Here is a 22,856-nt window from a genome sequence, read left to right as displayed (position 1 = left end):
ATATTAACCGCACGAATCTTTTTTAACAATGTATGAAGGCCCGGGAACTTTAGAACCGGGCGGGTCTTTCACGCCGGGCGTAGAGCCGGCCGGGAAACTGCCTGACCAGGCCCTTGACTTCCAGAAACATCAAGGCGGATAACACCTGCTGTGCAGCCAGCCCCGTATTTTCAATAATTATATCCACCGGTACGGGGTCACCAGACAGCATCCCGTAAACAGTTTCCTCCTCGGTAGTAAGCCTGGGCATCACCGGAGACTGAAGATGTTTTCCCGGGAAAAGGCAGGTGATGCCCAGTTCCTCCAGGACATCGGCCACACCTTCGACCAGCCGCGCGCCCTGCTTGATTAATTGGTTAGGGCCGCGGCTTTGCGGGCTGGTTACGGGGCCGGGTACGGCCATCACATCCCGCCCCTGATCCAGGGCCAGGTCCGCCGTAATGAGGGCGCCGCTTTTTTCCGCAGCTTCCACCACCACCGTGGCCCGGCATAAACCGCTGATGATCCGGTTGCGTACCGGAAAGTGCCACGCCTCGGGGGGAGAGCCGGGGGGAAACTCGCTGATCACCGCCCCGGTTTCGATAATGTCTCCCATTAACCGCTTGTTTTCCCGGGGGTAAACCACATCGACGCCGCAACCCAGCACGGCCACCGTTCGCCCCCCGGCCGCCAGGGCCCCCCGGTGGGCGGCGCTATCAATCCCCCGGGCCATACCGCTTACCACGGTTACCCCCGCCCGGGCCAATTCCTCGCCCAATTTCTCGGCCACAGCCACACCGTAGGGGGTGGGCCGGCGGGAACCGACGACGGCTACCGCCTGCCCACCGTGCGGGGGCAGGGTGCCCCGGACAAAAAGACCGGGCGGGGGATCAAAAATGACCCGCAGCAATTGGGGATAGTCACTATCCTCAAAGGTGATATAGTTTATGTTCTGTTCCTGTAACCGGGCCAGCTCCTCCTGGAGATCCAGTTCAGAGCGGCGGCGTACCAGATGTGCCGCCCCCCGGGGCTCAAAACCGCCCCTGGCGACCAGAGCTTCTCCGGAGGCCATCCAGGCCACCCGGGGGGATCCAAACCTTTCCACTAAGCTCCAAATGCGTTTGGCACTACCGGGCAGGAGATACTGCCAACCCATCCAGTAGATTTTCTCGTCCACCATGCTCACCTCGAGTTGAAAAGGCATTCGGGAAAGAAAGGTAAAACTCCTGCCCCAATGGGAAAGTTTGTACCACAAATGAATATATACTAGAGGAACTGACCGGGGTAGTAAAAAGATACCACGGCATACAGAGGGATGGCAAGATGGGCACTTTTTTTAGACACATTTTTACCATGATGAAAAAAAGGTTTTGCCGTAGTACCGGCACAGATGCCCTTCTGCCCCTCCAACAGGACGTGAACCGGCTCAAAAAAGAAGTTGCCCTGCTCAGAGAACTGCTGGAATCCCAACACTGGCGCATAGAAAAATTTCACGTTGACCGCATGCATGTGGAACAATTCACCATCAACCTGGAAAGCATTAATGTAGATCAGCTGGGAGGCGCATTAAATGTAGGTATAACCCACAGCTGCCTGGTAAGCACAGGGGACCTACCCGCACAAAAAGAGCCGGAGAACCAAAAAAACCCCCCGGCAGCACAAAGCGGAAAAGAGGAAGGCTATATCTTAACCTTCCGTCTCCAACGTTAATCCATGAGGTCTGACCAACATCTCCAGAATGCTATCCAGGCTTTGCTCCTGCACCAGAAGGTCTCTGAAAAGATCCCCGGTTTCCTTAAGGCGCTCAAAAATAGTGTTTATGTTAAAGTCGACCGGGTTCACGTTCAGGGACTGGACCTCATCCCAGGTCAGAGGGGTTGAAACGGGGGCGCCGGGCAAAGGGCGCAGGCTGTAAGGAAAGGCCATGGTTTTACCACGCCCGTTCTGTAAAAAGTCCAGGTAAACTTTCCCCTTTCTCTTGGACACTGCGCGTTCCAGGGTGGTCCGAGCGGGATAGGCCCGGTTGACCAACTGGGCGATATACTCCATGGCCCGGGCGACATCCCGGAATGGATATGCAGGCTGGATGGGGATGAACAAGTGCAAACCCCTGGCCCCGGATGTTTTGGCGAAAGCCTGGAGGCCAAACTCCGCCAGAGCCTGACGCACCAAAAGGGCCACCTGCAATAAATCCCTGAAGGTCGCTCCTTCAGCCGGATCCAGGTCCATTACGGCAATATCAGGACACTCAATATTGTCCCGTGTAGACAGCCAGGCATGCACCTCGATGCAGGCTTGGTTGGCAAGCCAAAGTAAAGTGGCCAGATCGTTGCAGATTATGTAGTTAATTACCCTTTCCGAATGGTGGACGGGAAAGGTTTCAATCCAATCGGGAGCATAATCCGGACATTCCTTCTGATAAAAAGCTTCTCCGCTGATACCGTCGGGATAGCGTTTCATGACCAGGGGGCGGTTATGAATATACGGCAGCAAAAAGGGAGCTATATCGCTGTAGTATTTTGCTAAATGAGCTTTGGTTAAACCTTCTCCGGGCCAGAACATCTTGTCCAGGTTGGTAAAGGAAAGGGGTTTTCCCAAAACCTTGCTTATCTCCTGGTCCATGCTTTTACCCCCTCACCTTATTATGGCTTCAATCACCCGACCTAAAACCGGGGGACCGGCAAAAGCACTAAAGTCCTCCCTGGAACATATCTTGACACAAAGGCCTATACAGAGGCGGTGTTTATGGTGACCATCATTGCCCACGTTCATGAGCTGGGTGACGAAATCATCGCCGTGGTCGAGATCCCGGGATTGCAGAGGCGGGAAGACCTGCATCTTTCGGTCAGGACCAGCAGTTTGGAAATCCGCGGCCGCCGTTTTAAAAGGCTCCCGGAACCCAAAAGCCAGGCCACGGTGCTGCCTGCCGGGACGGCAGAAGAATTTCAGCAAGTAGTAAATTTCCCCTGCCCCGTGAGGCCGGAGACGGCCACGGCCGCTTACCGCCACGGCTTACTGGAGGTACGGGTGAAAAAGGCCCCCCATACCAGCAATGACAATGTTTTTATCCAGTTTCTGTGAGCTGCGCGTAGCAATAGCTAACAGGTTATCACAATCCATTCCGGGCCTAAACATCGAATGAGGGCTGCATCCTTGGATGCAGCCCTTCATTATAGTTATTTAACTGGCGTTTGACCCGTAATAGAAGAACTCTTTGCCGAAGAAGAGCAAGATCAAGAGCAGGATGTTAGAGAACTGGCTAAAAAGGGATAAAGGAACCGCTCACCTTAAACTCCATTGCTGAGTGCACCTTCTTTTGAGCACGGACTGTTTTTTTACTTGGAATTACCCCAGTAGAAAATGCCATCCCCAAAGAAGAGCAAGATCAAAATCAGAAACAGGATGAAGGAGAACTGGCCGTAAAAGGGATAATAGGAACCGCTCACCTTAACCCCCCCCCTTCTTACAAGTTTGGAAGGAAAAGCAAGCATCTACTCTCGCGTATCCAACCGGATAGCTTTACTTGGGGTTGCCGTAGTAGAAAGGCCCGTCCCCAAAGAACAACAGGATCAAAATGAGGAACAGGATGAAAGAAAACTGCGGATAAGCACCGGTTAAACCATAACCCATTTGGAGTCCTCCCTTCAATATTTGGTACCATATTATGGAGCAATCCCGGCAATGGTGACAGTTAAAAATTTTTTTACCCCAGAAGATAATGGCATTCCCGGGGTGATTTATCCGGTCGCAAACCCCGGTAGCTGCAATGCCGGAGCAGCCCACCAGCTGTTAAGGCAAGATACTCTACGGCGCAAACCAGTACTGGTTCCACCGCGATGGTTCGCCGGGCTTCTACCGGCGGCAGGGGCAGAACTGGCCGGGGGATTACGAGGCGGGATAACAGTTCCAGTAGGTGTTCCTCCTCCTCCCGGCTGAACCCCGTACCTACCTTGCCCTGGTAAACAAGCTCCTCGCCCCGGTATCCACCCAATAACAGGGCACCGAGACGCCGCCGGCCACGCCCCACCTGGTAACCGCAGATGACCAGATCGGCCTCCCTGGTGTTGCGGAATTTGCGCCAGTAAGGGGAACGCCGGCCGGGGAGGTAGGGGCTGTCCAGGTGCTTGGCCATGGCCCCTTCCAGACCCCGGGCAACGCAGGCGGCAGTAAAGGCCCGCCCATGATGCAAAACAAATTCGGACACCAGCACCTGGTCACCGGGCTTAATCATTTCCGCCAGGAGTTCCTTGCGGCGGCGTAAAGGCTCGTTTAAGCGGGAACGGCCACCGGCATAAAGTACATCGAAAGCCATAAGAATGGCAGGGTACCGGCGGACCATACCCATTATCTTCATAGGATCTTCCAACCGTCCCCGGGCCTGCAGGGCGGCAAAAGATGGCCGGCCATCCTGAAAAATGACGATTTCCCCGTCAACAATGGCCGGCTGGTTTTTTACACATTTATGCAGTTCCTTTAATTCCGGGAAAGTGGCTGTAATATCCCGCAAGTTGCGGGAGCGCAACAGCGTACCGCCGTCCAGGTAGGCCAGCACGCGGTAGCCGTCCCATTTAACTTCGTAGAGAAAATCGGGGCTGTCAAAGGGCCGGGATGACGTGGCCAGCATGGGCCGCAGCAGTGGTAGAGATGCCTGCCCCTCCACGGTGCATACCTCCCCCGTTAGTCCTTTCGGGCGGTCGTTCCTTTTGTTCAATAAAGAAAGAAGGAAAACTTTACGCCTCCCCAACTGCCTTTTTGCGTCCCCGGCGGCGGGGCTTTTTAGGAGCAATTTCTTGTTCTCCGGGAGCATCCCCGGTTGCTTGCCGGCCCCGTTCCTTTTTAGCCTTTTCGATGCTGGCCTTCAAGGCCTCCATCAGGTCCACCACCCTGGCCGCTTCCGGCCGGGTGGGCTCGGCCACCTCCCGGCCGGCCACCCGGGCCTGGATTAATTCCATAAGCGCATGACGGTATGCATCGGTATATTTCTCCGGGTCAAAGGAAGCCGTAAGGCTGTTGACTAAATTTACCGCCATCTGCAGTTCCTTTTCCGGCACCTCCACCCGGTAGCGCATTTCTTCAATGGCCCCGGCATCCCGTACCTCATCGGGATAAAACATGGTGCTCATGGACAGCACACCCCTGGCCACCCGCAACACGGCCAGGCTCACCTTGCTGCGGATGGTCACCCGGGCCACGGCCACCCTGCCGCTTTCTTCCATGGCCCGCTTTAAAAGCTCGTAAACCTTTTCCCCACCGCCGGCGGGGGCCAGGTAGTAGGCTTTGTCGTAATAGATGGGGTCTATTTCTCCCAGTTCCACGAAATCCATGATTTCAATGTTGTGCCCGTCTCCCCCGGGCAAAGCGTCAAAATCTTCTTCCCGTAAAATAACATAGCGCCCCTTTTCATACTCGTATCCCCGCACCAGTTCCTCCAGGGGAACTTCTTCTTCGCAGTAGGGACAATAGCGCCGGTACTGAATGGGGTTTTTGCACTTATGGTGTAAATAGTTGAACTTTACATCCTTTTTTTCCGTAGCCGCGTACATTTTCACGGGCACGTAAACCAGGCCAAAACTAATCGCCCCTTTCCAGATCGGACGCAAACGCCGCCACCCCCAGACAAAAAATATTACTACCGGCCCACTTTTAAGCTAGGATGGCCTTAATACTGACAAATTATGAAGTTATCCGGCGAGTCCTGCCGGACATGTAAATAGCAGTGAGGTATACCCTGGGAATTTTTGAAAGCCCAAATGGTTATAATAGAAGTTACATATGTGTACCGGCAGGGGTGGTTTGGTATGAATTTTTACCCTGATAGAGTAATATTTGAACAGGACGCCCTGGAATATCCTTTAGGTAAATCCCTCTGGGAATCATTTAAACGGGCCGACATTGAGGTGATTGTAACCCGTTCCCATAACAGGATAACTGGCATTCCCGGGAAAAATCCGCAAGAAGCCTACCGGGAAGCTAAGAGAACGCTGGTATTTGGCGTGAGGAGGACTCTTACCTTTCAAACCTGTAAACCGTCAGCCCATTACCAGCTGCCATTGACCACTTCCTGCCCCGGAAAGTGTGAGTACTGTTATTTACTCGGCAGCCTGCCCAATAAGCCCTACATCAGGGCTTATGTCAACATCGAAGAAATTTTAGAGAAAGCCAGGGACTATATCGTCCAAAGACAACCTGAAGTGACTATATTTGAAGGATCCGCCACCTCCGACCCGGTCCCTGTGGAAAAATACACCGGGGCACTGGCCAAAACCATTCTCTTTTTTGCCACCCAGGATTTTGGCCGTTTTCGCTTTGCCACCAAATTCACTGAGATTGATTCACTTTTAATTTTAAAACATAACGGGAATACAACAGTTCGTTTTAGCGTAAATACTACCAGAATAATAAAATCCTTTGAACATGGGACGCCGAAGCTGGAACAGCGATTAAAGGCAGCCAGAAAAGTTATAGAGGCTGGTTATCCCACGGGGTTCATCATTGCTCCCATCATAGCCTACCCCGGCTGGGAAACGGACTACATAGATTTATTAAAAGCAATAAGGAAGTCCCTCCCCGAGTCCCAGGTGTTGTCTTTTGAATTTATCACCCACCGGTTTACCGTACGGGCAAAAAACAGAATAAAAACGCTGTTCCCCAATACCTTTTTACCCATGAATGAAGAAAACAGAAAGTTCAAGTTCGGCCAGTTCGGTTACGGGAAATATGTTTACGCCCCGCAGTTAATGCACCGTTTAAAGGAAACCCTCGTTTCGAAAACAGAGGAACTGTTTCCCGGGGCAAAGATCGATTACTTCGTCTAACCCGAAACAAAAGGGCGGCAGGCCGTCCCGCCAAATACAGCCGGGAATGGCCGCCGCCCGCTATATTTTTCTGGAAGTGCTAGATAAATTTATTTCTCACCTTTTCCCCATTGTAAGAGAAAAGCACCTTTTTATTATCAATGACCGTCTCCAGGTGCACCGGCCGCCCCCAGAGGCGGTATACGTAAGGTAAAGTCTTCTCCAGATAAAACACATCCAGCTCCAGGCCCTCGTAACAGTGTTTCAAGTATAAATCGCCCCGTTTATTGAAATCCCCGTCTTCCACCACGATATAGGGGTAGCCGCCGTTGGTCAGGCTGGAAAGGATGCCGTCTTTGACCTTTTCCCAGTCTTTGTCCGATACCTTCCAATCGTAGCCCATCTTTTTGTAAAGATAAAGGTCCATTTCCTCTATTAGTTCTTTGGTCAGGTAGTTCCTCAGGAAGGAAATATCATTTTCCTGTTCCCGCACCTCGAAGATCTTCTGCTTTCCCTCACCGCCGGGGCGATTGTATTTTTTCCTCTCTTCCCTGGTGGGCTCGTTCCAGCGCCTTTCAATGTCTTCAAAAATTTTCAACCCCAGGTGATAGGGATTCAGGCGCACCCGGGAAGGTTGAATTACCCCGGCATGCATCTTGGCGAACTCTACCGCTTCCGCCTCAGTAAGATCTACTTCCCGCATAATGCGCAGGTGCCAGTAGGTAGCCCAGCCTTCGTTCATAATTTTTGTTTCCAACTGGGGCCAGAAATAAAACATCTCCTGACGGATTACGGATATAATGTCCCGCTGCCAGTCGTCCAGATCCCGGGCATGTTCCATAATAAACAGCAACAGGTCTTTTTCCGGCTCCGGGGGGAACTTCCTAGGTTTTTCACACTGCCCGGCGCATTTGGGCTCATCGAGCTCCCACAGGTCATCATAGGGGGTTTCCTGCCGGTGTCGTTTTCCGCACTTCCTGCCCTGGCTGCAGGCACAGGACCCTTCTTCCTTTTCCTGCTTTTTCTTTTCCCGGCCAGCCTTTATGAAATGATAGGGGTCTACGTGTTCCTGGATGGAAATCACTGCGTCCAGAAAGGCTTCTACCCTATCCTTGCCGTACCTCATTTCGTAACCCCGGAATCTTTCGGCCGCGCTGGCCATGGACTCTACCATATTGCGGTTGGTATGCTTGAAGTAGACGTTGTTTTTAAAAAAGTCGCAGTGGGCCAGAACGTGGGCTATCACCAGCTTGTTCTGGACCAGGGAATTGCCTTCCAGGAGAAAAGCGTAGCAGGGGTTGGAGTTTATTACCATTTCGTAGATGCGGCTGAGGTTGTAATCATACTGGGTTTTCATTTTATGATAGGCTTTGCCAAAGGTCCAGTGGGAGAAACGGGTGGGCATGCCGTAAGCCCCAAAGGTATAGATGATATCCGCCGGGCAGATTTCAAAATACATATCATAAAAGTCCAGACCAAATTCCCGGGCCTTGGCGGTGATTATTTCCACGGCTTCCGAAAGCTTGCGCAGCTCTTCTTTGGTCACACTAATCAACCTCCAGTTTTCCCTGGTGCCAAAGAATGTTCTTGTTTATATAGATTATGTGGGAAGCCGGGGCGAATTGTCTTTAAACTCAAAAAGTCCCGGGCTCTGAAAAATAGTTCTTACCGGGGCTAAATTTTCCTGATCACTCCTCCTGTTTTCCCGGACACTCAGATTCAACACAAGTCACCATGTTTTTCCCTTCCTTTTTTGCCTTATACATGGCCCTGTCAGCTTGAGCTATCAGGTCACTTACACTGGCAGTTCCCCTGCCGCTATATTCCGTAGCCCCAATACTGGCCGTCACAACCACGTCCATTTCTGGCAATAACCTCTGCCCTGCTATCTGGGATCTTATACGCTCCAGGGCAACCTGCGATCTATTCAGGCTGGTATCCGGCAGCATAATTATAAATTCCTCTCCACCGTACCGAACCACCTTATCTGCAGCCCGCAAAGCCTTCTTTATGATGCCGGCCGCAGCAATTAAAACCCGGTCACCCGCATGGTGGCCGAACCGGTCGTTTATCACTTTAAAATCATCAAGATCCAGCATAGCAACCACCAGCGGCTTTTCCTTCCTCTGAGCTTCTCTAAGGAGCTGGTTCAATAACGGGTATAAAGCGAGCCTGTTATACAGTCCCGTAAGCGGGTCGTGTTCTATCCTGTCTTTAAGCTGCAGAAGAAAACTATCAATGACCACCAGTATTTGAGCAAGGAATTCCGTAGCGCGATCTATATATATCCACTGGACGGGATCGCTATCCCGGCGGATGCCCATTACCTCTCGAAGTGCCCTGGTGTGGATATCCAGAATATTTGCCGCCTGAACATGTTTCTCATCCAGGCTGTGTGTCAGGTCCTGATAGGCTTCCACGAGTACTCCTTCGGTTCCACCCTCACACACATATCGTTCAAGGTAATTTTTATAAGTATTATAAAAAGCCTCTGAAGCCAACTCAGGTGCACCTCCTCCCCACCAGTACGCTGGCATCGTCTTCCGGAACACCATATTTCTCCATTATCGTAACCGCCAGGTATAGGCCATCCTGTCGCCACAGATGCCCGTCACCCCGGTCGGGCACAAAGCTACGCCTTATTCCATCAGAACATACTATTATAAGAGCATAATCATCAATCCTTACATTCCGGATAACCGGCACAAGCCTCCGCCCTCCCACCACCCCGGGCTGCCCCGGCAAAAACTCCAACCTTTGATCACCAATCACCCAGCCCCTTATGTTCCCCACCATGATATAACTTAGAGTCGCATTGTCCAGGGTACCGAGGAAGAGGGTACATCCCCGGATTCTGGCAGCGACCCTTTCGATATCACCGTACACACCCGGCAGGTCTTCTCTACGCTCTTCCAGAACTCTGTGCAGCCCTTCCGCACAGCGATAAGCTTCTTCACCGTGTCCCAGCACATCCACTACCAAAATAAAAAGTTTATCATTTCCTTTATATGCACAACAAAGGTCTCCGCCCACTGGATAGCCTGTCCGCGGCCTCCAGCACGACCAGATCTCCCAGCCGTGGCCGGACGCTGTGGCTTGTTTAAAGAAAGTCAAAATGTACGCCTCCTCTTCCCCGTAATAACCACCGTCCCCTTACCCACTTCGGAGTGAATGGCGAAGGAATCCATCAGACGTTTTACTCCCGAAAGGCCTATACCGAGACTGCGCTCCCACGTGGTATAGCCCCGCGTCAAGACCAGCTCGATGTCAGGGATACCGGGGCCGCGGTCGGCGGCAATTACTTCAATGCCCGGACTGTCCCTGTCCTCCAGCCGCTTTCTTATCATTATCCTGCCCTGCCTGGCGTACCGGTAGATATTCCGGGCCAGCTCCGAAACCGCAGTGGCTATCCTGGTAACATCGGCCAAGGAAAAGCCGATCTCCTGGGCCAGTTGTTTGGCCATCTGCCGTGCCACGGCAATGTCTTCCTCTCGAGTAATGCGGACCACTATATCGAATTCCTGCGCCGGATCCTCAATTATGGAGGTTATCCTTTCCTCATACACCTTTATCCCTCTCCTGGAAAGAGCCGGCCAGTACCAGGGCATGTTCCAGATTCCGCGCCACCGCGACCTCCTGCAGCGTAACACCCATCTGGGCCAGAGTTAAAGCTACAGGGGGTTGAATGCCGCACAATACAGTGCGGCACCCCATGAGGCGGGCCATGACAGCCGTTTCAGAAAGGGTGTACGATATATAGCTATCAATCACTTCCACCATCCTTACATCCAGTATAACCGCCCTGGCCCTCGTCCGCTCGATTTCCTTCAAAAGCTGCTGCTGCAGCCGTCCTACCGTTCTGTCGTCCAGGTCGATCTGGATGGGCACCAGCAGGTAGCCGCCCACGCGCATGATGGGCACAACCCTGTCCTCAAAGTTCATCATCTTCACCGCTTTCTTCCAGCCTGCCGCCTGCCAGACTGAAGGCTAGCTGCCTGCGCCTCTTCCTCTCTTCCATGGTTATGGCTATCCCCCGGCGGAGAGCGTCCTCCAGATCCCTGGCGACGGTAACCATCTGGAAGTCCACTCCCAGTTTGACAAGGGTATGGGCAACCTCCGGCTTGATACCGGTAAGAATCACCTCAGCCCCCAGAAACTTTATGGCGTTAAACATTTCCATAAGAAATCCCCCGACCACCGTATCGATCATGGGGACACCCGTAACATCCACCAGCACCACTTTCGCCCTGACGGAACTTACCCTGTTCAGCAATCTCTCCGCGATATTCTGGGCACGCTGGCCATCCAGGTTTCCAATCATGGCTACCAGTAAAATATCCGTCCATATACGAATTATTGGGGTGGCCAGCTCCGAAAGCATCTGGCGGAGCTGCATTAAAACATGTTCATTTTCGCGCCGCATCTCCCCGGAAACCTTCAATGCGGCCCGTAGTATATCAACAGCCGGGAAAGAAGCGTGTTCTCCTGCAATATGCAGTATTTTCGCCCCTACTTCTTCTTCACCCAGCTCTTCAATTAAAGAACGCAGAGTTTCAAACAAGCCGTCTGCTGCTTCTTTGCCCAGCGCTCCCCCCATGACCCGACGCCACAGGTCTTTTTGCCTGCCGTCTGCCGTCAGGCCATTGACGATCTCCATCACCTTACCGGCATCCATAGACACTTTCCCTCCATTATTTACAACCTGAGACCATTTTTTGCTATTTCGACATAATTCCTTATTTTCCTGCCGGAAGCAACCGCAGGAGCTGCCCTTTCAAAACGCCTTCATTAATGAGAAAAACTGCAGGGAAAAACCCTGACTTCCCTGCAGCTACGTTTCTCTACTACAACCCGGCCTTTTCGATTACTTCAGGGGAAACTCCAGACCTGTGGTTTTGCACTTCCGGCTTTCGCCGGGATTCGACATTTTTTCTTTATCCAGACCTCACAATACCTAACTCAATTAAACCACTGCCTGAAGTTACCGTCAAGAATAACGCCGCCGTTCTTTTGCGCCGTTCTACGCCCCGTCCGGAGAAACACCGCCGTCACCCACCTGACAACCGCCAGTTTAATCCTGCGCCAGGACGCCGGGGTTGTTCCGGCAAATGACCAGGCACGCCTCCACCACCTGCGGATCGTAAAGGACGCCGCTGTTCCGGCTGATTTCTTCCAGGGCGGCCTCCATACCCATGGCGGCCCGGTAGGGCCGGTGCGAAGCCATGGCTTCCACCACGTCGGCAACGCCCAGGATCCGGGCCTCGGGAATGATGGCCTCTCCCCGCAGCCCGTTCGGGTAACCGCTCCCGTCCAGTCTCTCGTGGTGCTGCAGCATTGCCTGCGATACCGGCCAGGGAAAATCTATCCCCTTCAGTACTTCGAATCCCAGCACCGGGTGTAACCTGATCAGTTGCAGCTCCGGTTCCGTCAACCGGCGCGGTGCGGTGAGGATCTCTGCCGGGATGGCCATCTTGCCTATATCGTGCAGCAACGCGGCGAGCCGGAGACCCTCCACCCGGTCTTCCGGCCATCCCATCTCCCGGGCGATGGCACAGGCCAACCCGGCCACCCGTATCTGGTGGCCGGCTGTGTACGGGTCCCGCAGTTCCAGCATTCTGCTGAGGGCCTCCACCGTGCCGTACAGCATCTGCCGAAGCCGGATGACCGTTTCGTCCAGCTTTCTTTCCAGGCGCAGCCGCTTGATCCCCAGGGCAATGTCGCCTGCAATTTCGGCGAGAAAGGCAATTTCTTCGGGGCCAAAAGCGTCCGGCAGGTGGGAATAAACATTAATGGTTCCCACAACTTCGCCCTCGTGCACGAGGGGAATGGCCGCGCTTGACGCATAGCCACGGCGCACCGCTTCCTCGCGCCAGGGCGCATGCTGCAGGTCGCCACCTATATCCCGCACCACTACGGGCTCGCCCGTCCTGATGGCCGTGCCGGTCGGTCCGAAACCCGTCTGGCTGTCGTCCCAGGTAACCTTTACTGAACGCAGGTAGCCGTTCTCAAAACCGCTGTGGGCAATGGGCGTTACGCCAAATGTCTCTTTCTCGGCAAGACCGATCCAGGCAAACCTGATAAATTCGAGCCCGGTGAGAAGTTCGCAAATGCGCTTGAACAATTCGCTCTCCTCGCGGACCTCGAGAAGGAGAAGATTTACTTTTCTGGTGATCAGAATGTGGGCCTTCAGCCAGTTAGTATCCGGGGCTGTCCCGGAATTTTTCTCCGGACTCTGAGCTGGGACAACCCTTTCCTCGCTTTTCACTTCAACCTTCACTCCCATGGGTATGACTTACCATAAGATCTCAACTGGATGAATGTACAGGCAACTGTATATCAGACGGGTTTTTGATAGATGATGGCGTTTTGAAATTGGTTAGAGTGGCACCGGCGAGGGGTAGGTGGCTCCGGTTTTTGATAGATGATTGCCTGACGAATGAAATCAGGGGGGAAAAAGGTGGGGAACGCAGGTAGATGCAGGGGAGGATGTACGCCAGAACAATCCATATTAGGTATATTATGGTATAAACGGGTATCCTTACCCCCCCCCCAACACACGTTCTAAAGCTAAACTTCTTTTTCCTCTGCACCATGGAAACCATCTCCGTCCCTTTCTTTTTCTTTTGCGCAAATAATGATTCCCCGCAGGAAACAAAAGACCCTTTATTTAGTCCCCGGCCTTTACCGGGCCTGTTCTCCCGGAGGGCAAGATTTTTACCCGGGCTTTTTTCGACAAAAGAAATGCTTTTCCTTCATGATGCTCCGCTTTTTCCCCACTTTTTTAAATCAGGTCTTGCCGGGAGTTGCTTTGTTTGTTAAGATAAAGTTAAGGGATTTTGTATACAAGTATACAAAATGCGGGGGGACCGGAAAATGATGCCCTACCTGGTGACCTGGCTCGAAGGAGAAGAGGTGTGCTGGCGCTTTGTGGACGAAGATGAGCTGGCGGAGATCTGGGAAACGGAAAAACACTTCATAGTTACCAAACTCAACCCGGCTGCATAAAAAGACGAATGCAACCACCTGTCCGGCAGTTAGATGGTAACATTTACCTGAATCCGGCTGAAATTATAAGGGGAGCGCACCTTGCGTTCCCCTTGTTTTTTTGTCATCCACGCACGACAGCGAATAGTGCCGGGTTAGCAGGAAGCGCATCCATCGTTTTCCTTTATTTTTAAGTAACCAATATAACCGTAGACCCGTAATATATAACCGCCGGGAAAAGAAACGCCGGACACGGTGAACCTGCTCTAGGATGAGCCCGGACGTCGGTAAAGCGGCCGTTTTGTCGCCCTAAAATTTCCATAAGGAGGGGAACGCCGGAGTGAAAGCCCTGCCGCTGTCCGAACTGCCCACTGGCCAATGGGGACGGGTGGTGTCTTTAAAAGCACGGGGCATGGCCAGGTGCCGGTTGCTGGACCTGGGCCTGGTTCCCGACACGCCGGTCCAGGCGGTAAGGCGCAGCCCGCTGGGCGATCCAACCGCCTACCGCATCCGGGGAGCATTAATTGCCCTGCGCCGGGAAGAAGCCGGGCAGGTGCTGGTGACACCCTTATGATACTGCCGGCGCGCTGAAGGCAGCACGAATCACCTTTGCAAACTGCCCGGACGGCGGCCTACTTTTCCCGCAGTTCCTGTGTTCCGGCCCCTGCCGCCGCCTCCTCTGGCTTGTGCGAAGCCCTTGAAAAACCGCGGTACACCATCCGCGTCCGTATCCTCTGCCACCCGGAGAAGCCTTTTAAGAGCAGCACAAGTAGTGAGGTGTTTTTATGCCCCTTGCAACCGAACTGCGCGAAAGGTTTAACATCCACCCGGACCCCGGCGCCGCCGTAATTGCCCTGGCGGGCAACCCCAATACCGGCAAAAGCACCATTTTTAACGCCCTGACCGGGTTGAAACAGCACACGGGCAACTGGCCGGGTAAGACGGTACTCCAGACACAGGGCACATTTCATTTCGGCGGCAAAAAGTACATCCTGGTGGACCTGCCGGGAACCTATTCCCTGCTGGCAAACTCGGCCGAAGAAATAGTCACCCGGGACTTTTTATGCTTTGCCCGGCCGGACGCCACAGTGGTAGTTACCGACGCCACCTGCCTGGAAAGAAATTTAAATCTGGCTTTACAGGTGATGGAAATTACCAGCAAGGTAATTGTTTGTGTTAACTTTATTGATGAGGCGCGCAGGAAAAACATTTTTATTGATGTCGATTGCCTGGCCCGGGAACTGGGTGTACCCGTGGTAGTCACGGCTGCCAGGAACGGCCTGGGCCTTACGGAATTAAAGGCCGGGATCGACGCCCTGGCACGGGGACAAATAGTGACCAGCCCCCGCCGGCTGATTTACGATCCCGATATCGAAGAGGCCGTGGCACGGCTGGAAGAAAAAATACCCGGGGAAATCAAGGAGTGGATCAACGCCCGCTGGCTGGCGTTAAGAATAATCGATCACGACCGGAGCACTCTCGATAATATAAGGCAATACTTTAAGGTACCGGAATGGGGTGTTTTACGTGAGCGGTATAAATACTGCCCCACCTGAAGCCGGGCCCGGCGTGGTGAACGAAGCCCATCAGCTTGAGATACGGGACCGCATCGTCAAAACAATTTACCGGGAGGCGGAAGCCATCGCCGCCCGGGTGGTCAGGCAAACCGGTCCCCACAGGGATTGGGAACATAAAGTGGACGACATCCTCACTTCGCGCCTGCTGGGCTTCCCGATTATGTTCCTGCTCCTGGGGCTGGCTTTCTGGATAACCCTGGTGGGAGCCAATTACCCTTCGCAGTTACTGGCGAAGGCCTTGTTCTGGGGGGAGGAACGGCTTTCGGAAGTCTTTGTGCGGCTGGACGCTCCACCCTGGCTGCACGGGCTGGTGGTCACAGGCGTCTACCGCACCGCGGCCTGGGTGGTATCAGTGATGCTACCCCCCATGGCCATCTTTTTCTCCATCTTCGCCCTGCTGGAAGACCTGGGTTACCTGCCCCGGGTGGCCTTTAATATCGACCCTTTATTTAAGATGGCCGGCACCCAGGGTAAGCAGGCGTTAACTATGAGCATGGGATTCGGCTGCAATGCAGCCGGCGTAATGGCCTGCCGCATTATAGAATCCCCCCGGGAAAGATTGATCGCCATCCTGACCAATAACTTCGTCCCCTGCAACGGCCGTTTCCCCACCCTGATAGCCCTGACCTCCATATTTGTCGGCCCGGCGGCAGCCCCGGGTTTCAGCTCTCTGGCCGCTTCCTTTACCGTAGTGGGGCTTATTCTGGCGGGGATACTGATTACCCTGCTTACTTCGTGGCTGCTTTCAAGAACCATCTTGAAAGGGGTGCCTACCACCTTTACCCTGGAACTGCCACCACTGCGCCTGCCCCAGGTGGGCCGGGTGCTGGTCCGCTCCGTACTGGACCGCACGCTCTTCGTCCTGGCCCGGGCCGTGACTGTAGCCGCGCCGGCGGGCGCTGTGGTGTGGCTCCTGGCCAACATCAGCTTCGAAGGACAGAGCCTGCTTGCCCGGGGAGCGGGTTTGCTGGAACCCTTCGGGCGGGCCCTGGGTTTGGACGGCTTCATCCTGCTGGCCTTCATCCTGGGCCTGCCGGCCAATGAAATTGTCCTGCCCATTCTCCTTATGGGCTACTTATCCGCTGGAACTATGGTGGAAGTGGACAGCTTAAACGTTCTGCAAAACATTCTGGTTCACGGACACGGCTGGACGTGGCTGACCGCATTGTGCACCATGCTCTTTTCCCTGCTGCATTTTCCCTGCGGCACCACGCTGTTCACCATCCAGCGGGAAACAAAAAGCATCAGGTGGGCAGTTTGGGCGGCGGTCATTCCCCTGGCCGTTGCCGGCCTGGTTTGCTTTGCGGTGGCACAGACGGTGCGGTCGCTGGGGCTGGTATAACTCCCGCCCCACCAGCGGGGGGCGGACTAACCTGTTCCTCCAACCGTACCAGCTTGTCCGTAAAGCTTTTCCCGGCAAAGAGAAGGGCCTGCAGGAAAAGGTAGACTTTCCATCCTTCTTTGCTGGCGCTTTAATTTTTGGTGGAAAGAGTTCGGAAGCCGGAAAGTGAGCCGGCCCGCACTCCAAAAAGTGTTACGATGGATCCAGATAGAGGTGGTTTTTCCCTCGTTCCTTTGCCTGGTAGCAGGCTTGATCCGCCCTTGCAAGCAGCGAGTCGACAGAATCGTTTTTTTTCGCCTGGGCCACGCCCAGGCTTGCCGTAATCCGGCGGTGCGGGAAAGGGTAAACCTCAACGGATTTACGTATTCTTTCCGCCACTTTCGCAGCATCTCCCCCTTTTGTCCCCGGTAGAATGATTATAAACTCTTCGCCCCCGTAACGGCATGCAATATCCGTAGTCCTGATGGAGTTTTTTATTAACTCTGCCGTTTTCTGCAACACCACATCGCCGGCCAGGTGCCCGAAAGTATCGTTATAAGCCTTGAAGTCATCTATATCCAGGAAAATAACCGACAGGTGGTAACCGTACCTCGCTGCCCTCTGAAGTTCGGCAGCCAGTACATCCCGCAGAACGCGCTTGTTAAGAAAACCGGTTAGGTAGTCGGTTTCGGCTTCTCTTTCCAGGCGGCGTATGAGAGTCGCGTTAGCCAGGGCTACCGCGGCGAAGTTTATATATATCTGCAGGTTTTTACTGCCGTTGTCACCCAGGGAGGCAGGGGCCGCTATACCCAACAACCCGACGATCCCCAGGGCAGTCCAGAGGGGATAAACCATGATTTCAGTTCCGGGAGCAGCCTCTGTACCGGTAAAGCCCGGTAAAACCTTAAGCTCCTCAATACTCAAAGAAGACGGTTCAACTTTTGAAAAAATCCGCTCAACCAACGGGTGGACCAGGGGCCATTCCTTCCCGATCAACTGGCTGCCGTGAACGCCTTTCCCCTGGGCCACCCTGATTTTACCACCTTCCCTGAGGCCAACAAAGCACAAGTCAGCTTGATAAATTATGATCAACGAATTAGTTATAAGTTCCAGAACCCTGTCCAGCTCGACGATCGAGGTCATGAGGCGGCTGATCTCGTAGATGCTGTTCAGTTCCAGTCTACGCAACCCTAACAGGTTCTTTTCTAAAATGGCGCTGAAAACCTCGTTGATCGTCCGGTAAACGTTATGCGCTTTCGTGATGAAAGCAATTTCTTCCTCGCGTTCCACCAGGGTCGTGTGCCTGGAAGGGGCAACCATGAGATAACCTATTCTCTGGGCATAGCTGCCCAGGCGGTACGCGCAGAGCTTAAGTCCATAAGGACAGGTAAGCATGTCTTTCTCTTCTAACGAACCGCAGGCAAGCCTGTAAAAATCGATGCACTTTTCGTTACGGAGCTCCCTCCCTTTATTCACCTCCTGGCATAATTCAGCCGGCAAACTGAACCGGGAAAAAGGAGCGCCGTTCGCGTCAAAGATGTAGATGTTCGCGTTCGTGGCTCTGGCCAGCGTATCTTGAAAATCCTGCCAGTACCTTACCGGGACGCTGAGTAAAAGGTTCGTGTGCACTAAGTAACACCTCATTTTAGCATATCTGCTTTGTCCAACCTGCCGAGAACGTTTATCCCCTCTGGAGAAAACTCGTACTCCCTCAGGGACTTGTCGTGGTCGCTTCCACGGGTTTTCAGGACTCCAAGAACCTTTCTGATGCTGGAATTGTCCTCCACGTACCGCAGTATGATTATATTATCGGTAATCAGGGATAATTGCGCTCTGGATACTATCAGGGGCGAAAAGAGGTCCTCGTTGAGCACCGTAAGAATAGTGGTAACGTGCCGCCTCCTGAGTTGCTGTCCTATCGCCCAGAGATAATCCCTGTACTTTTGTATATCGGTAACGCTGCTTTCAAAAGAGGAGATGCTGTCGATGACAAGCCTCTCCACCTTTTTTTCCCCGATCATGTCCAGTATCTCGAAAGCGTGTTTATCTACGTCCAGTTCTACGGGAGAAATAAACTTGATCTCCAGCTGGCCCTCTGCCAGATATTTATCTATCTCCCAGCCCAGACAGCGGGCAGTATTCTGAAGTTGATCTACAGGCTCTTCAAAAGAAAGGAATATCCCCCTTTCGCCTTTCTCAGCGCCTTCCAGCAAGAACTTAAGGGCAAACATCGTCTTGCCCGTACCTGTGGCACCGGAAATGAGTGTGATAGTCCCTTCCAGCAACCCACCGCACAACATTTCGTCCAGTCCACAGATCCCGAATTCCTTTCGCCCCAGCTTGACATCGTACCGGAGTTCTTCACCCTCCGGCCTCATCCTTGGGTACACTTTTATCCCCACAGGACCAATTTGAAACAAATGTTCCCCGTGCTGGAAACTGGTACCCCTCATTTTCAGGACGCGCATGTACCTTTTTTGAAACCGCTTTTCTTCCTGCCCGTAAAGGTGAAAAATCCCGTCGGCGATGGCAAACTCGCTCAGGCGCGTCAGTTCCTGTTCCTCGTATTCTCCGACGAGAAACGCGGTGATCTCCCATATCGATAGAACGGCAGCCAGCTCGAAAATAAAGGACCTGAAGGTTTTCTCGTCCGGGAAGAGGTCCCTTATAACCTTGACACTGTCGATTACAACTATGTTTGGCAAATGTTCTTTGATCATTTGAGTCAGGTAATCCAGACCCTCGCTCGCGCCCTGCCTGCGCAGGACGGCCCCCAGATCCCCGTAAATAACTCTGTCCCCCAGCAGGTCGTCCGAGAAGAACTCAAAATCTTGAAGATGCCTAACCATCTTCAGCTGCGATTCCGATATAGTGGTCAGGTACAGGCTCTTAAGGCCGTTCCTGGCATTGTTAAATATGATGTTCTGGACGAATATCGTCTTCCCACTGCCCGGAGAACCAGAAATGATGTTCAGCGAATAAGCGGGTATACCGCCGCCGAGAATATAATCGAGATTTTTTATGCCCGTTATCAACCTCTTCATCTCTCATTCCTCCCTGGAAGCAGCAGGATCCCCGGCAAATTCCTCGTCCAGCTTCTTTTTTATCTCTTCCGCTCTTTCATGACCGAGAAGCCTGGCCAGGATTTCCACGTACCTGGTGATAAACTTTATAAACATATCTTCGACCGGCAGGTCCGGGTTTTCCTCCAACTTGGCCGCCATCTTCGCGCACGATATCCCATTTTGATCGTACTGCAGGAGTTCTATTTCCTTGTATTCCAGCGAAACCTCCCATACGACCCTTTCCACCAGAAGATTCACGGAAAACGTCCCAAGGTACTTCGACGACGCTGCCCACATCTCCTTAAGCAGAGTTTCATAGCGTCCGATCCGTTTTTCGATGATTTCGCTCACAACAGCCCCTCCTTTTCGGCTAAGAGCTATCGCTCCAGTATGAGCAAGGCCCGGTTCCCCGGTTAGTTATTTCGCAGGTGCTTCACACCACCAGGAATATCGACAGTGATCCGGTAGAGTTCAGGATCTATTCCCTCAGGCACGACCCGGCAGCAAAACACTTCCACCAGTTGCGGGTCGAATTGAGTACCAGCACAGCGGTAGAGCTCCTCTGTGGCCATTTCTTCAGACATCCTGGGCCGGTAAACCCGATCCGAAGTCATGGCATCAAAACTATCAGCCACGGCCAGAATTCGCGCCCCCAGGGGAATGGCCTCACCCCCCAATCCTTCCGGATACCCGCAACCGTCATATCTTTCGTGATGGTAAAGGGCCATAAGGCTGATGGCTTTCATCCCCGGTATGGCCGAAAGGATTTCATAACTATAAACAGGGTGCTTTTTTATTTCCTCCCACTCCGCGGCAGTCAGTTTGCCCGGCTTGTGCAAGATAGCACTGGAAATACCCAGCTTCCCTATGTCGTGGAGCAACCCGGCCAGGTATATACGATTCTGTTCCTTTTCAGACATACCCAATTTCTTCGCGAGCACAGCAGCATAGGCTGCCACGCGCCAGGAATGATTGGGAGAAACCTTAAACCGGACCTCCTGTAATTTCATCAACGCCCGGGCAGCATGGATAAATGTGGATTTCATGGAAGCACCTCGATGTATTTATTCTAAAAATTTCTTTAGAAAATGAAAAGCCGCAGGGAGAAAAATTTTTGCGCTTCCCTGCGGCTTCCTTTCTCCCCTTGCAACCCAGCCGTCATGGTTCCCCGTGGGGAACTTTAGACCTGTGGCTTTGCGTCCCCGGCTTTCGCCGGGTTTGCCCTCCGGAAAGTTACGACTTTTTAAGAAGTATTTCAACGTTTTTTCAAGAAGTATTTCAACATTACCGTTAACTTTCCCTCCTGATTCTATATATAACTACAGCAATATTTGCCCTGCTTCCCAATTTCTCGGCCCGGGCGTCAGGCTGAATGAACCGGTATCCCCCGGGAACTCAGCACTTTAAATAAAGGGCGGCCGAAAATAAAAAGTTCAAACTCCTCACGCAATCCCAATTCCGATATGGCGTAAAAACGTATGGCCAGGTCTTTACGGACAAGCTCATTCAGCCTGGCCAGGGTTTTCGATTTATCCGTTTCCCGGGACAGGTTGGAGATTAATTCTTCTACCTCCTGGTACGGACATTCCCTTTCATGCATTTCAATCAACTCAATAATGGGATCGTGAGAATTGATAATGTCGGCGCGCACGATGGTGTTTCTGCCAACCACGCCTTCCAGTGCCGAGGTGTCCCAGCACTTCAACAGCCGGCACTCCAGCGGGCGGTGCTCGTAGATGGTGCACGAAGAGCTTTTTTCCTCAAAAAAGCAGCAGGACCATTCCTTCCCTTTCCCGCGCACCTTGACCAGTTCCCGTTCCACCGGCCTAACGGTGTCAAGGACGGGGTCATAGGCCGGTTCACCCTTCCTGATGGTTACCAGGTGCTGGTATCCCACATTCCCGGCCAGCAGTAAGCCTTTGTCCTCATGGTGCAGGGCCGGCCCGCCCTTTAGGCAGCAAGTACCGCACCGGGTACAAGAGTCCCTTTTAATGTTTTGACACCTTCTTTCTCCCTGCAGAATGTTCTTGCAAAAGGTTGGACACGCCGGCTAAAACCCGGCAGAGGAAAATTGTTTTACGCCTTTATTGCCCCGTACATCTTCTGATAATACTCCCGGTAGGCACCGGATTTTATCCGCTCCCACCAGGAACGGTTTATTATGTACCACTCCACCGTAGCCGCCAGGCCTTCTTCAAATTTATGCCTGGGTTCCCAGCCCAGCTCCCGGGTGATCTTTGAGGGATCGATGGCATAGCGGCGGTCGTGGCCGGGCCGGTCTTTGACAAAACGAATAAGGCTTTCCGGCTTACCCAGATGTTTCAAAATTGCCTGCACCACTTCCAGGTTGGTGCGCTCCCCGTGGCCGCCGATGTTGTAGACCTCCCCGGGCTTCCCCCGGAAAAGAACCAGCTCCAGCGCCCGGCAGTGATCCTCCACGTGCAGCCAGTCCCGCATGTTCAAGCCGTCGCCGTACACGGGCAGGGGCTGATTCTCCAGCGCATTGGTGATCATCAAGGGGATGAGCTTTTCCGGGAACTGGTAGGGACCGTAGTTGTTGGAACAACGGGTGATGACCACCGGTAGCCCGTAGGTGCGGTGGTAAGCCAGGGCCAGAAGGTCGGCGGCGGCCTTGCTGGCGGAGTAGGGGCTGGAAGGCTTTAAAGGGCTCCCCTCGGTGAAGCGCCCCTCCGGTCCCAGGGAGCCGTAAACCTCGTCGGTGGAGACCTGGATGAAGATCACGGGTTCTTCAGCCCCGGCCGCCGCCCGCCCGCCAAACCTATCCTTCCAGTATTCCGCGGCCGCGTCCAGCAGCACCTGGGTGCCCCGCACGTTGGTCTCGATGAAGGGCGAGGCGTCCACGATGCTGCGGTCCACATGGGACTCGGCGGCAAAGTTGATCACCGCGTCCACGCCGCGGGAAAAAATCTCCCCCACCAGGCGGCGGTCACAAATGTCACCGTGGATGAACGCATGGCGGGGGTGATCCGCAAGATCAGCCAGGTTTTCCAGGTTGCCCGCATAGGTGAGCTTATCCAGATTGATGACCGAAACTCCAGGGCAGGCCTGCAGGATATAGCGGGTGAAGTTGGAGCCGATGAATCCGGCTCCGCCGGTAACCAGCAGTTTCATTGAT

The 22,856-nt window shown here is 53.4% G+C and carries 24 protein-coding genes and 1 riboswitch; of the genes, 6 read left to right on the top strand and 18 right to left on the bottom strand.

Annotated elements, in window-relative coordinates; all coding sequences use genetic code 11:
- Positions 1-49: 49 nt before the first annotated feature.
- From dprA to ligD (BUA65_RS06500), 3 genes are all read right to left on the bottom strand, one after another.
- Positions 50-1,159 (bottom strand): DNA-processing protein DprA, encoded by a 1,110-nt coding sequence (dprA, locus tag BUA65_RS06510; protein ID WP_084062122.1) that lies wholly within the window; start codon positions 1,157-1,159, stop codon positions 50-52.
- An 86-nt stretch (positions 1,160-1,245) separates the two neighbouring features.
- A complete protein-coding gene (locus BUA65_RS18050; RefSeq protein WP_131821470.1) occupies positions 1,246-1,488 on the bottom strand; it encodes a hypothetical protein in 243 nt (80 codons plus the stop codon).
- 177 nt (positions 1,489-1,665) lie between these two features.
- Complete coding sequence (gene ligD / locus BUA65_RS06500) at positions 1,666-2,601, bottom strand: non-homologous end-joining DNA ligase (protein ID WP_072868210.1); 936 nt, start codon at positions 2,599-2,601, stop codon at positions 1,666-1,668.
- A gap of 123 nt (positions 2,602-2,724) precedes the next feature.
- Here ligD (BUA65_RS06500) and BUA65_RS06495 point away from each other — a divergent pair, with 123 nt between their 5' ends.
- Complete coding sequence (locus tag BUA65_RS06495) at positions 2,725-3,060, top strand: Hsp20/alpha crystallin family protein (RefSeq protein ID WP_072868209.1); 336 nt, start codon at positions 2,725-2,727, stop codon at positions 3,058-3,060.
- 622 nt (positions 3,061-3,682) lie between these two features.
- On the opposite strand, the gene ligD (BUA65_RS06490) is transcribed toward BUA65_RS06495, so the two are convergent.
- Positions 3,683-4,639 (bottom strand): non-homologous end-joining DNA ligase, encoded by a 957-nt coding sequence (gene ligD / locus BUA65_RS06490; protein ID WP_084062115.1) that lies wholly within the window; start codon positions 4,637-4,639, stop codon positions 3,683-3,685.
- A gap of 70 nt (positions 4,640-4,709) precedes the next feature.
- Positions 4,710-5,579 carry a non-homologous end joining protein Ku gene (gene ku, locus BUA65_RS06485; RefSeq protein WP_072868207.1) on the bottom strand — a complete coding sequence of 290 codons (870 nt, stop codon included), beginning with the start codon at positions 5,577-5,579 and terminating at the stop codon, positions 4,710-4,712.
- A gap of 198 nt (positions 5,580-5,777) precedes the next feature.
- Here ku and splB point away from each other — a divergent pair, with 198 nt between their 5' ends.
- Positions 5,778-6,794: a spore photoproduct lyase gene (gene splB, locus BUA65_RS06480; protein ID WP_072868205.1), complete on the top strand. Its 1,017-nt coding sequence runs from the start codon at positions 5,778-5,780 to the stop codon at positions 6,792-6,794.
- A 79-nt stretch (positions 6,795-6,873) separates the two neighbouring features.
- Here the strand turns inward: splB and BUA65_RS06475 are convergent, their stop codons facing one another.
- The 7 genes from BUA65_RS06475 to BUA65_RS06445 form a co-directional block, all read right to left on the bottom strand.
- Positions 6,874-8,319: a SpoVR family protein gene (locus BUA65_RS06475; protein ID WP_072868203.1), complete on the bottom strand. Its 1,446-nt coding sequence runs from the start codon at positions 8,317-8,319 to the stop codon at positions 6,874-6,876.
- A gap of 142 nt (positions 8,320-8,461) precedes the next feature.
- Positions 8,462-9,193 (bottom strand): GGDEF domain-containing protein, encoded by a 732-nt coding sequence (locus BUA65_RS06470; RefSeq protein ID WP_242656248.1) that lies wholly within the window; start codon positions 9,191-9,193, stop codon positions 8,462-8,464.
- A gap of 82 nt (positions 9,194-9,275) precedes the next feature.
- Positions 9,276-9,887, bottom strand: coding sequence for a PP2C family serine/threonine-protein phosphatase (locus BUA65_RS06465; protein ID WP_072868200.1), 612 nt, complete (start codon positions 9,885-9,887; stop codon positions 9,276-9,278).
- Positions 9,884-10,339, bottom strand: a complete 456-nt coding sequence (locus BUA65_RS06460) for an anti-sigma regulatory factor (RefSeq protein ID WP_242656247.1) — start codon at positions 10,337-10,339, stop codon at positions 9,884-9,886. Before BUA65_RS06460 ends, BUA65_RS06465 begins: the two co-directional genes overlap by 4 nt.
- Positions 10,332-10,718 carry an STAS domain-containing protein gene (locus BUA65_RS06455; protein ID WP_242656246.1) on the bottom strand — a complete coding sequence of 129 codons (387 nt, stop codon included), beginning with the start codon at positions 10,716-10,718 and terminating at the stop codon, positions 10,332-10,334. The genes BUA65_RS06460 and BUA65_RS06455 overlap by 8 nt, the downstream gene beginning before the upstream one ends.
- Positions 10,705-11,448: an STAS domain-containing protein gene (locus BUA65_RS06450; protein ID WP_072868196.1), complete on the bottom strand. Its 744-nt coding sequence runs from the start codon at positions 11,446-11,448 to the stop codon at positions 10,705-10,707. Before BUA65_RS06450 ends, BUA65_RS06455 begins: the two co-directional genes overlap by 14 nt.
- 396 nt (positions 11,449-11,844) lie before the next feature.
- Positions 11,845-13,038 (bottom strand): HD-GYP domain-containing protein, encoded by a 1,194-nt coding sequence (locus BUA65_RS06445; RefSeq protein ID WP_072868195.1) that lies wholly within the window; start codon positions 13,036-13,038, stop codon positions 11,845-11,847.
- Between the two features lie 608 nt (positions 13,039-13,646).
- Here BUA65_RS06445 and BUA65_RS19000 point away from each other — a divergent pair.
- The 4 genes from BUA65_RS19000 to BUA65_RS06425 all read left to right on the top strand — a co-directional run bounded on the left by BUA65_RS19000 (position 13,647) and on the right by BUA65_RS06425 (position 16,676).
- Positions 13,647-13,778, top strand: a complete 132-nt coding sequence (locus BUA65_RS19000) for a hypothetical protein (RefSeq protein WP_013822067.1) — start codon at positions 13,647-13,649, stop codon at positions 13,776-13,778.
- A gap of 319 nt (positions 13,779-14,097) precedes the next feature.
- On the top strand, positions 14,098-14,331 hold the full coding sequence (locus BUA65_RS06435; RefSeq protein WP_072868193.1) for a FeoA family protein: 234 nt from the start codon (positions 14,098-14,100) through the stop codon (positions 14,329-14,331).
- Positions 14,332-14,542: 211 nt separating this feature from the next.
- The gene (locus BUA65_RS06430) at positions 14,543-15,313 is read left to right on the top strand and encodes a FeoB small GTPase domain-containing protein (protein ID WP_072868192.1); all 771 of its coding nucleotides are present in this window, start codon (positions 14,543-14,545) and stop codon (positions 15,311-15,313) included.
- Positions 15,294-16,676, top strand: coding sequence for a nucleoside recognition domain-containing protein (locus BUA65_RS06425; protein WP_242656252.1), 1,383 nt, complete (start codon positions 15,294-15,296; stop codon positions 16,674-16,676). Before BUA65_RS06430 ends, BUA65_RS06425 begins: the two co-directional genes overlap by 20 nt.
- A 192-nt stretch (positions 16,677-16,868) precedes the next feature.
- On the opposite strand, the gene BUA65_RS06420 is transcribed toward BUA65_RS06425, so the two are convergent.
- The 6 genes from BUA65_RS06420 to rfbB form a co-directional block, all read right to left on the bottom strand.
- A complete protein-coding gene (locus tag BUA65_RS06420) occupies positions 16,869-18,299 on the bottom strand; it encodes a diguanylate cyclase (RefSeq protein ID WP_072868190.1) in 1,431 nt (476 codons plus the stop codon).
- Entirely contained in the window at positions 18,296-19,699 is a 1,404-nt protein-coding gene (locus BUA65_RS06415; protein ID WP_072868189.1) for a DUF7125 family protein, read from the bottom strand. Before BUA65_RS06415 ends, BUA65_RS06420 begins: the two co-directional genes overlap by 4 nt.
- A 3-nt stretch (positions 19,700-19,702) precedes the next feature.
- Positions 19,703-20,071: a hypothetical protein gene (locus BUA65_RS06410; protein WP_072868188.1), complete on the bottom strand. Its 369-nt coding sequence runs from the start codon at positions 20,069-20,071 to the stop codon at positions 19,703-19,705.
- A gap of 62 nt (positions 20,072-20,133) precedes the next feature.
- Positions 20,134-20,766 (bottom strand): HD-GYP domain-containing protein, encoded by a 633-nt coding sequence (locus BUA65_RS06405; RefSeq protein ID WP_072868187.1) that lies wholly within the window; start codon positions 20,764-20,766, stop codon positions 20,134-20,136.
- A gap of 96 nt (positions 20,767-20,862) precedes the next feature.
- Positions 20,863-20,953: riboswitch (cyclic di-GMP riboswitch) on the bottom strand.
- Between the two features lie 130 nt (positions 20,954-21,083).
- A complete protein-coding gene (locus BUA65_RS06400; RefSeq protein ID WP_242656251.1) occupies positions 21,084-21,713 on the bottom strand; it encodes a YkgJ family cysteine cluster protein in 630 nt (209 codons plus the stop codon).
- An 83-nt stretch (positions 21,714-21,796) separates the two neighbouring features.
- Positions 21,797-22,852 (bottom strand): dTDP-glucose 4,6-dehydratase, encoded by a 1,056-nt coding sequence (rfbB, locus tag BUA65_RS06395; RefSeq protein WP_072868184.1) that lies wholly within the window; start codon positions 22,850-22,852, stop codon positions 21,797-21,799.
- Between the last annotated feature and the right edge of the window lie 4 nt (positions 22,853-22,856).

It is taken from the genome of Desulfofundulus thermosubterraneus DSM 16057, from assembly GCF_900142025.1.
Taxonomy (GTDB): domain Bacteria; phylum Bacillota; class Desulfotomaculia; order Desulfotomaculales; family Desulfovirgulaceae; genus Desulfofundulus; species Desulfofundulus thermosubterraneus.
The sequence above is the reverse complement of the archived record's forward strand: the minus strand, read 5'-3'. Positions and strand labels throughout refer to the sequence as shown.

Coding starts and splice junctions, on each gene's coding strand:
- dprA (WP_084062122.1), bottom strand. CDS start 1,159: ATGGTGGACGAGAAAATCTACTGGATGGGTTGGCAGTATCTCCTGCCC.
- BUA65_RS18050 (WP_131821470.1), bottom strand. CDS start 1,488: ATGCATGCGGTCAACGTGAAATTTTTCTATGCGCCAGTGTTGGGATTC.
- ligD (WP_072868210.1), bottom strand. CDS start 2,601: ATGGACCAGGAGATAAGCAAGGTTTTGGGAAAACCCCTTTCCTTTACC.
- BUA65_RS06495 (WP_072868209.1), top strand. CDS start 2,725: ATGGTGACCATCATTGCCCACGTTCATGAGCTGGGTGACGAAATCATC.
- splB (WP_072868205.1), top strand. CDS start 5,778: ATGAATTTTTACCCTGATAGAGTAATATTTGAACAGGACGCCCTGGAA.
- BUA65_RS06455 (WP_242656246.1), bottom strand. CDS start 10,718: ATGATGAACTTTGAGGACAGGGTTGTGCCCATCATGCGCGTGGGCGGC.
- BUA65_RS06450 (WP_072868196.1), bottom strand. CDS start 11,448: ATGGATGCCGGTAAGGTGATGGAGATCGTCAATGGCCTGACGGCAGAC.
- BUA65_RS19000 (WP_013822067.1), top strand. CDS start 13,647: ATGATGCCCTACCTGGTGACCTGGCTCGAAGGAGAAGAGGTGTGCTGG.
- BUA65_RS06430 (WP_072868192.1), top strand. CDS start 14,543: ATGCCCCTTGCAACCGAACTGCGCGAAAGGTTTAACATCCACCCGGAC.
- BUA65_RS06420 (WP_072868190.1), bottom strand. CDS start 18,299: ATGAGGTGTTACTTAGTGCACACGAACCTTTTACTCAGCGTCCCGGTA.
- BUA65_RS06415 (WP_072868189.1), bottom strand. CDS start 19,699: ATGAAGAGGTTGATAACGGGCATAAAAAATCTCGATTATATTCTCGGC.
- BUA65_RS06405 (WP_072868187.1), bottom strand. CDS start 20,766: ATGAAATCCACATTTATCCATGCTGCCCGGGCGTTGATGAAATTACAG.
- rfbB (WP_072868184.1), bottom strand. CDS start 22,852: ATGAAACTGCTGGTTACCGGCGGAGCCGGATTCATCGGCTCCAACTTC.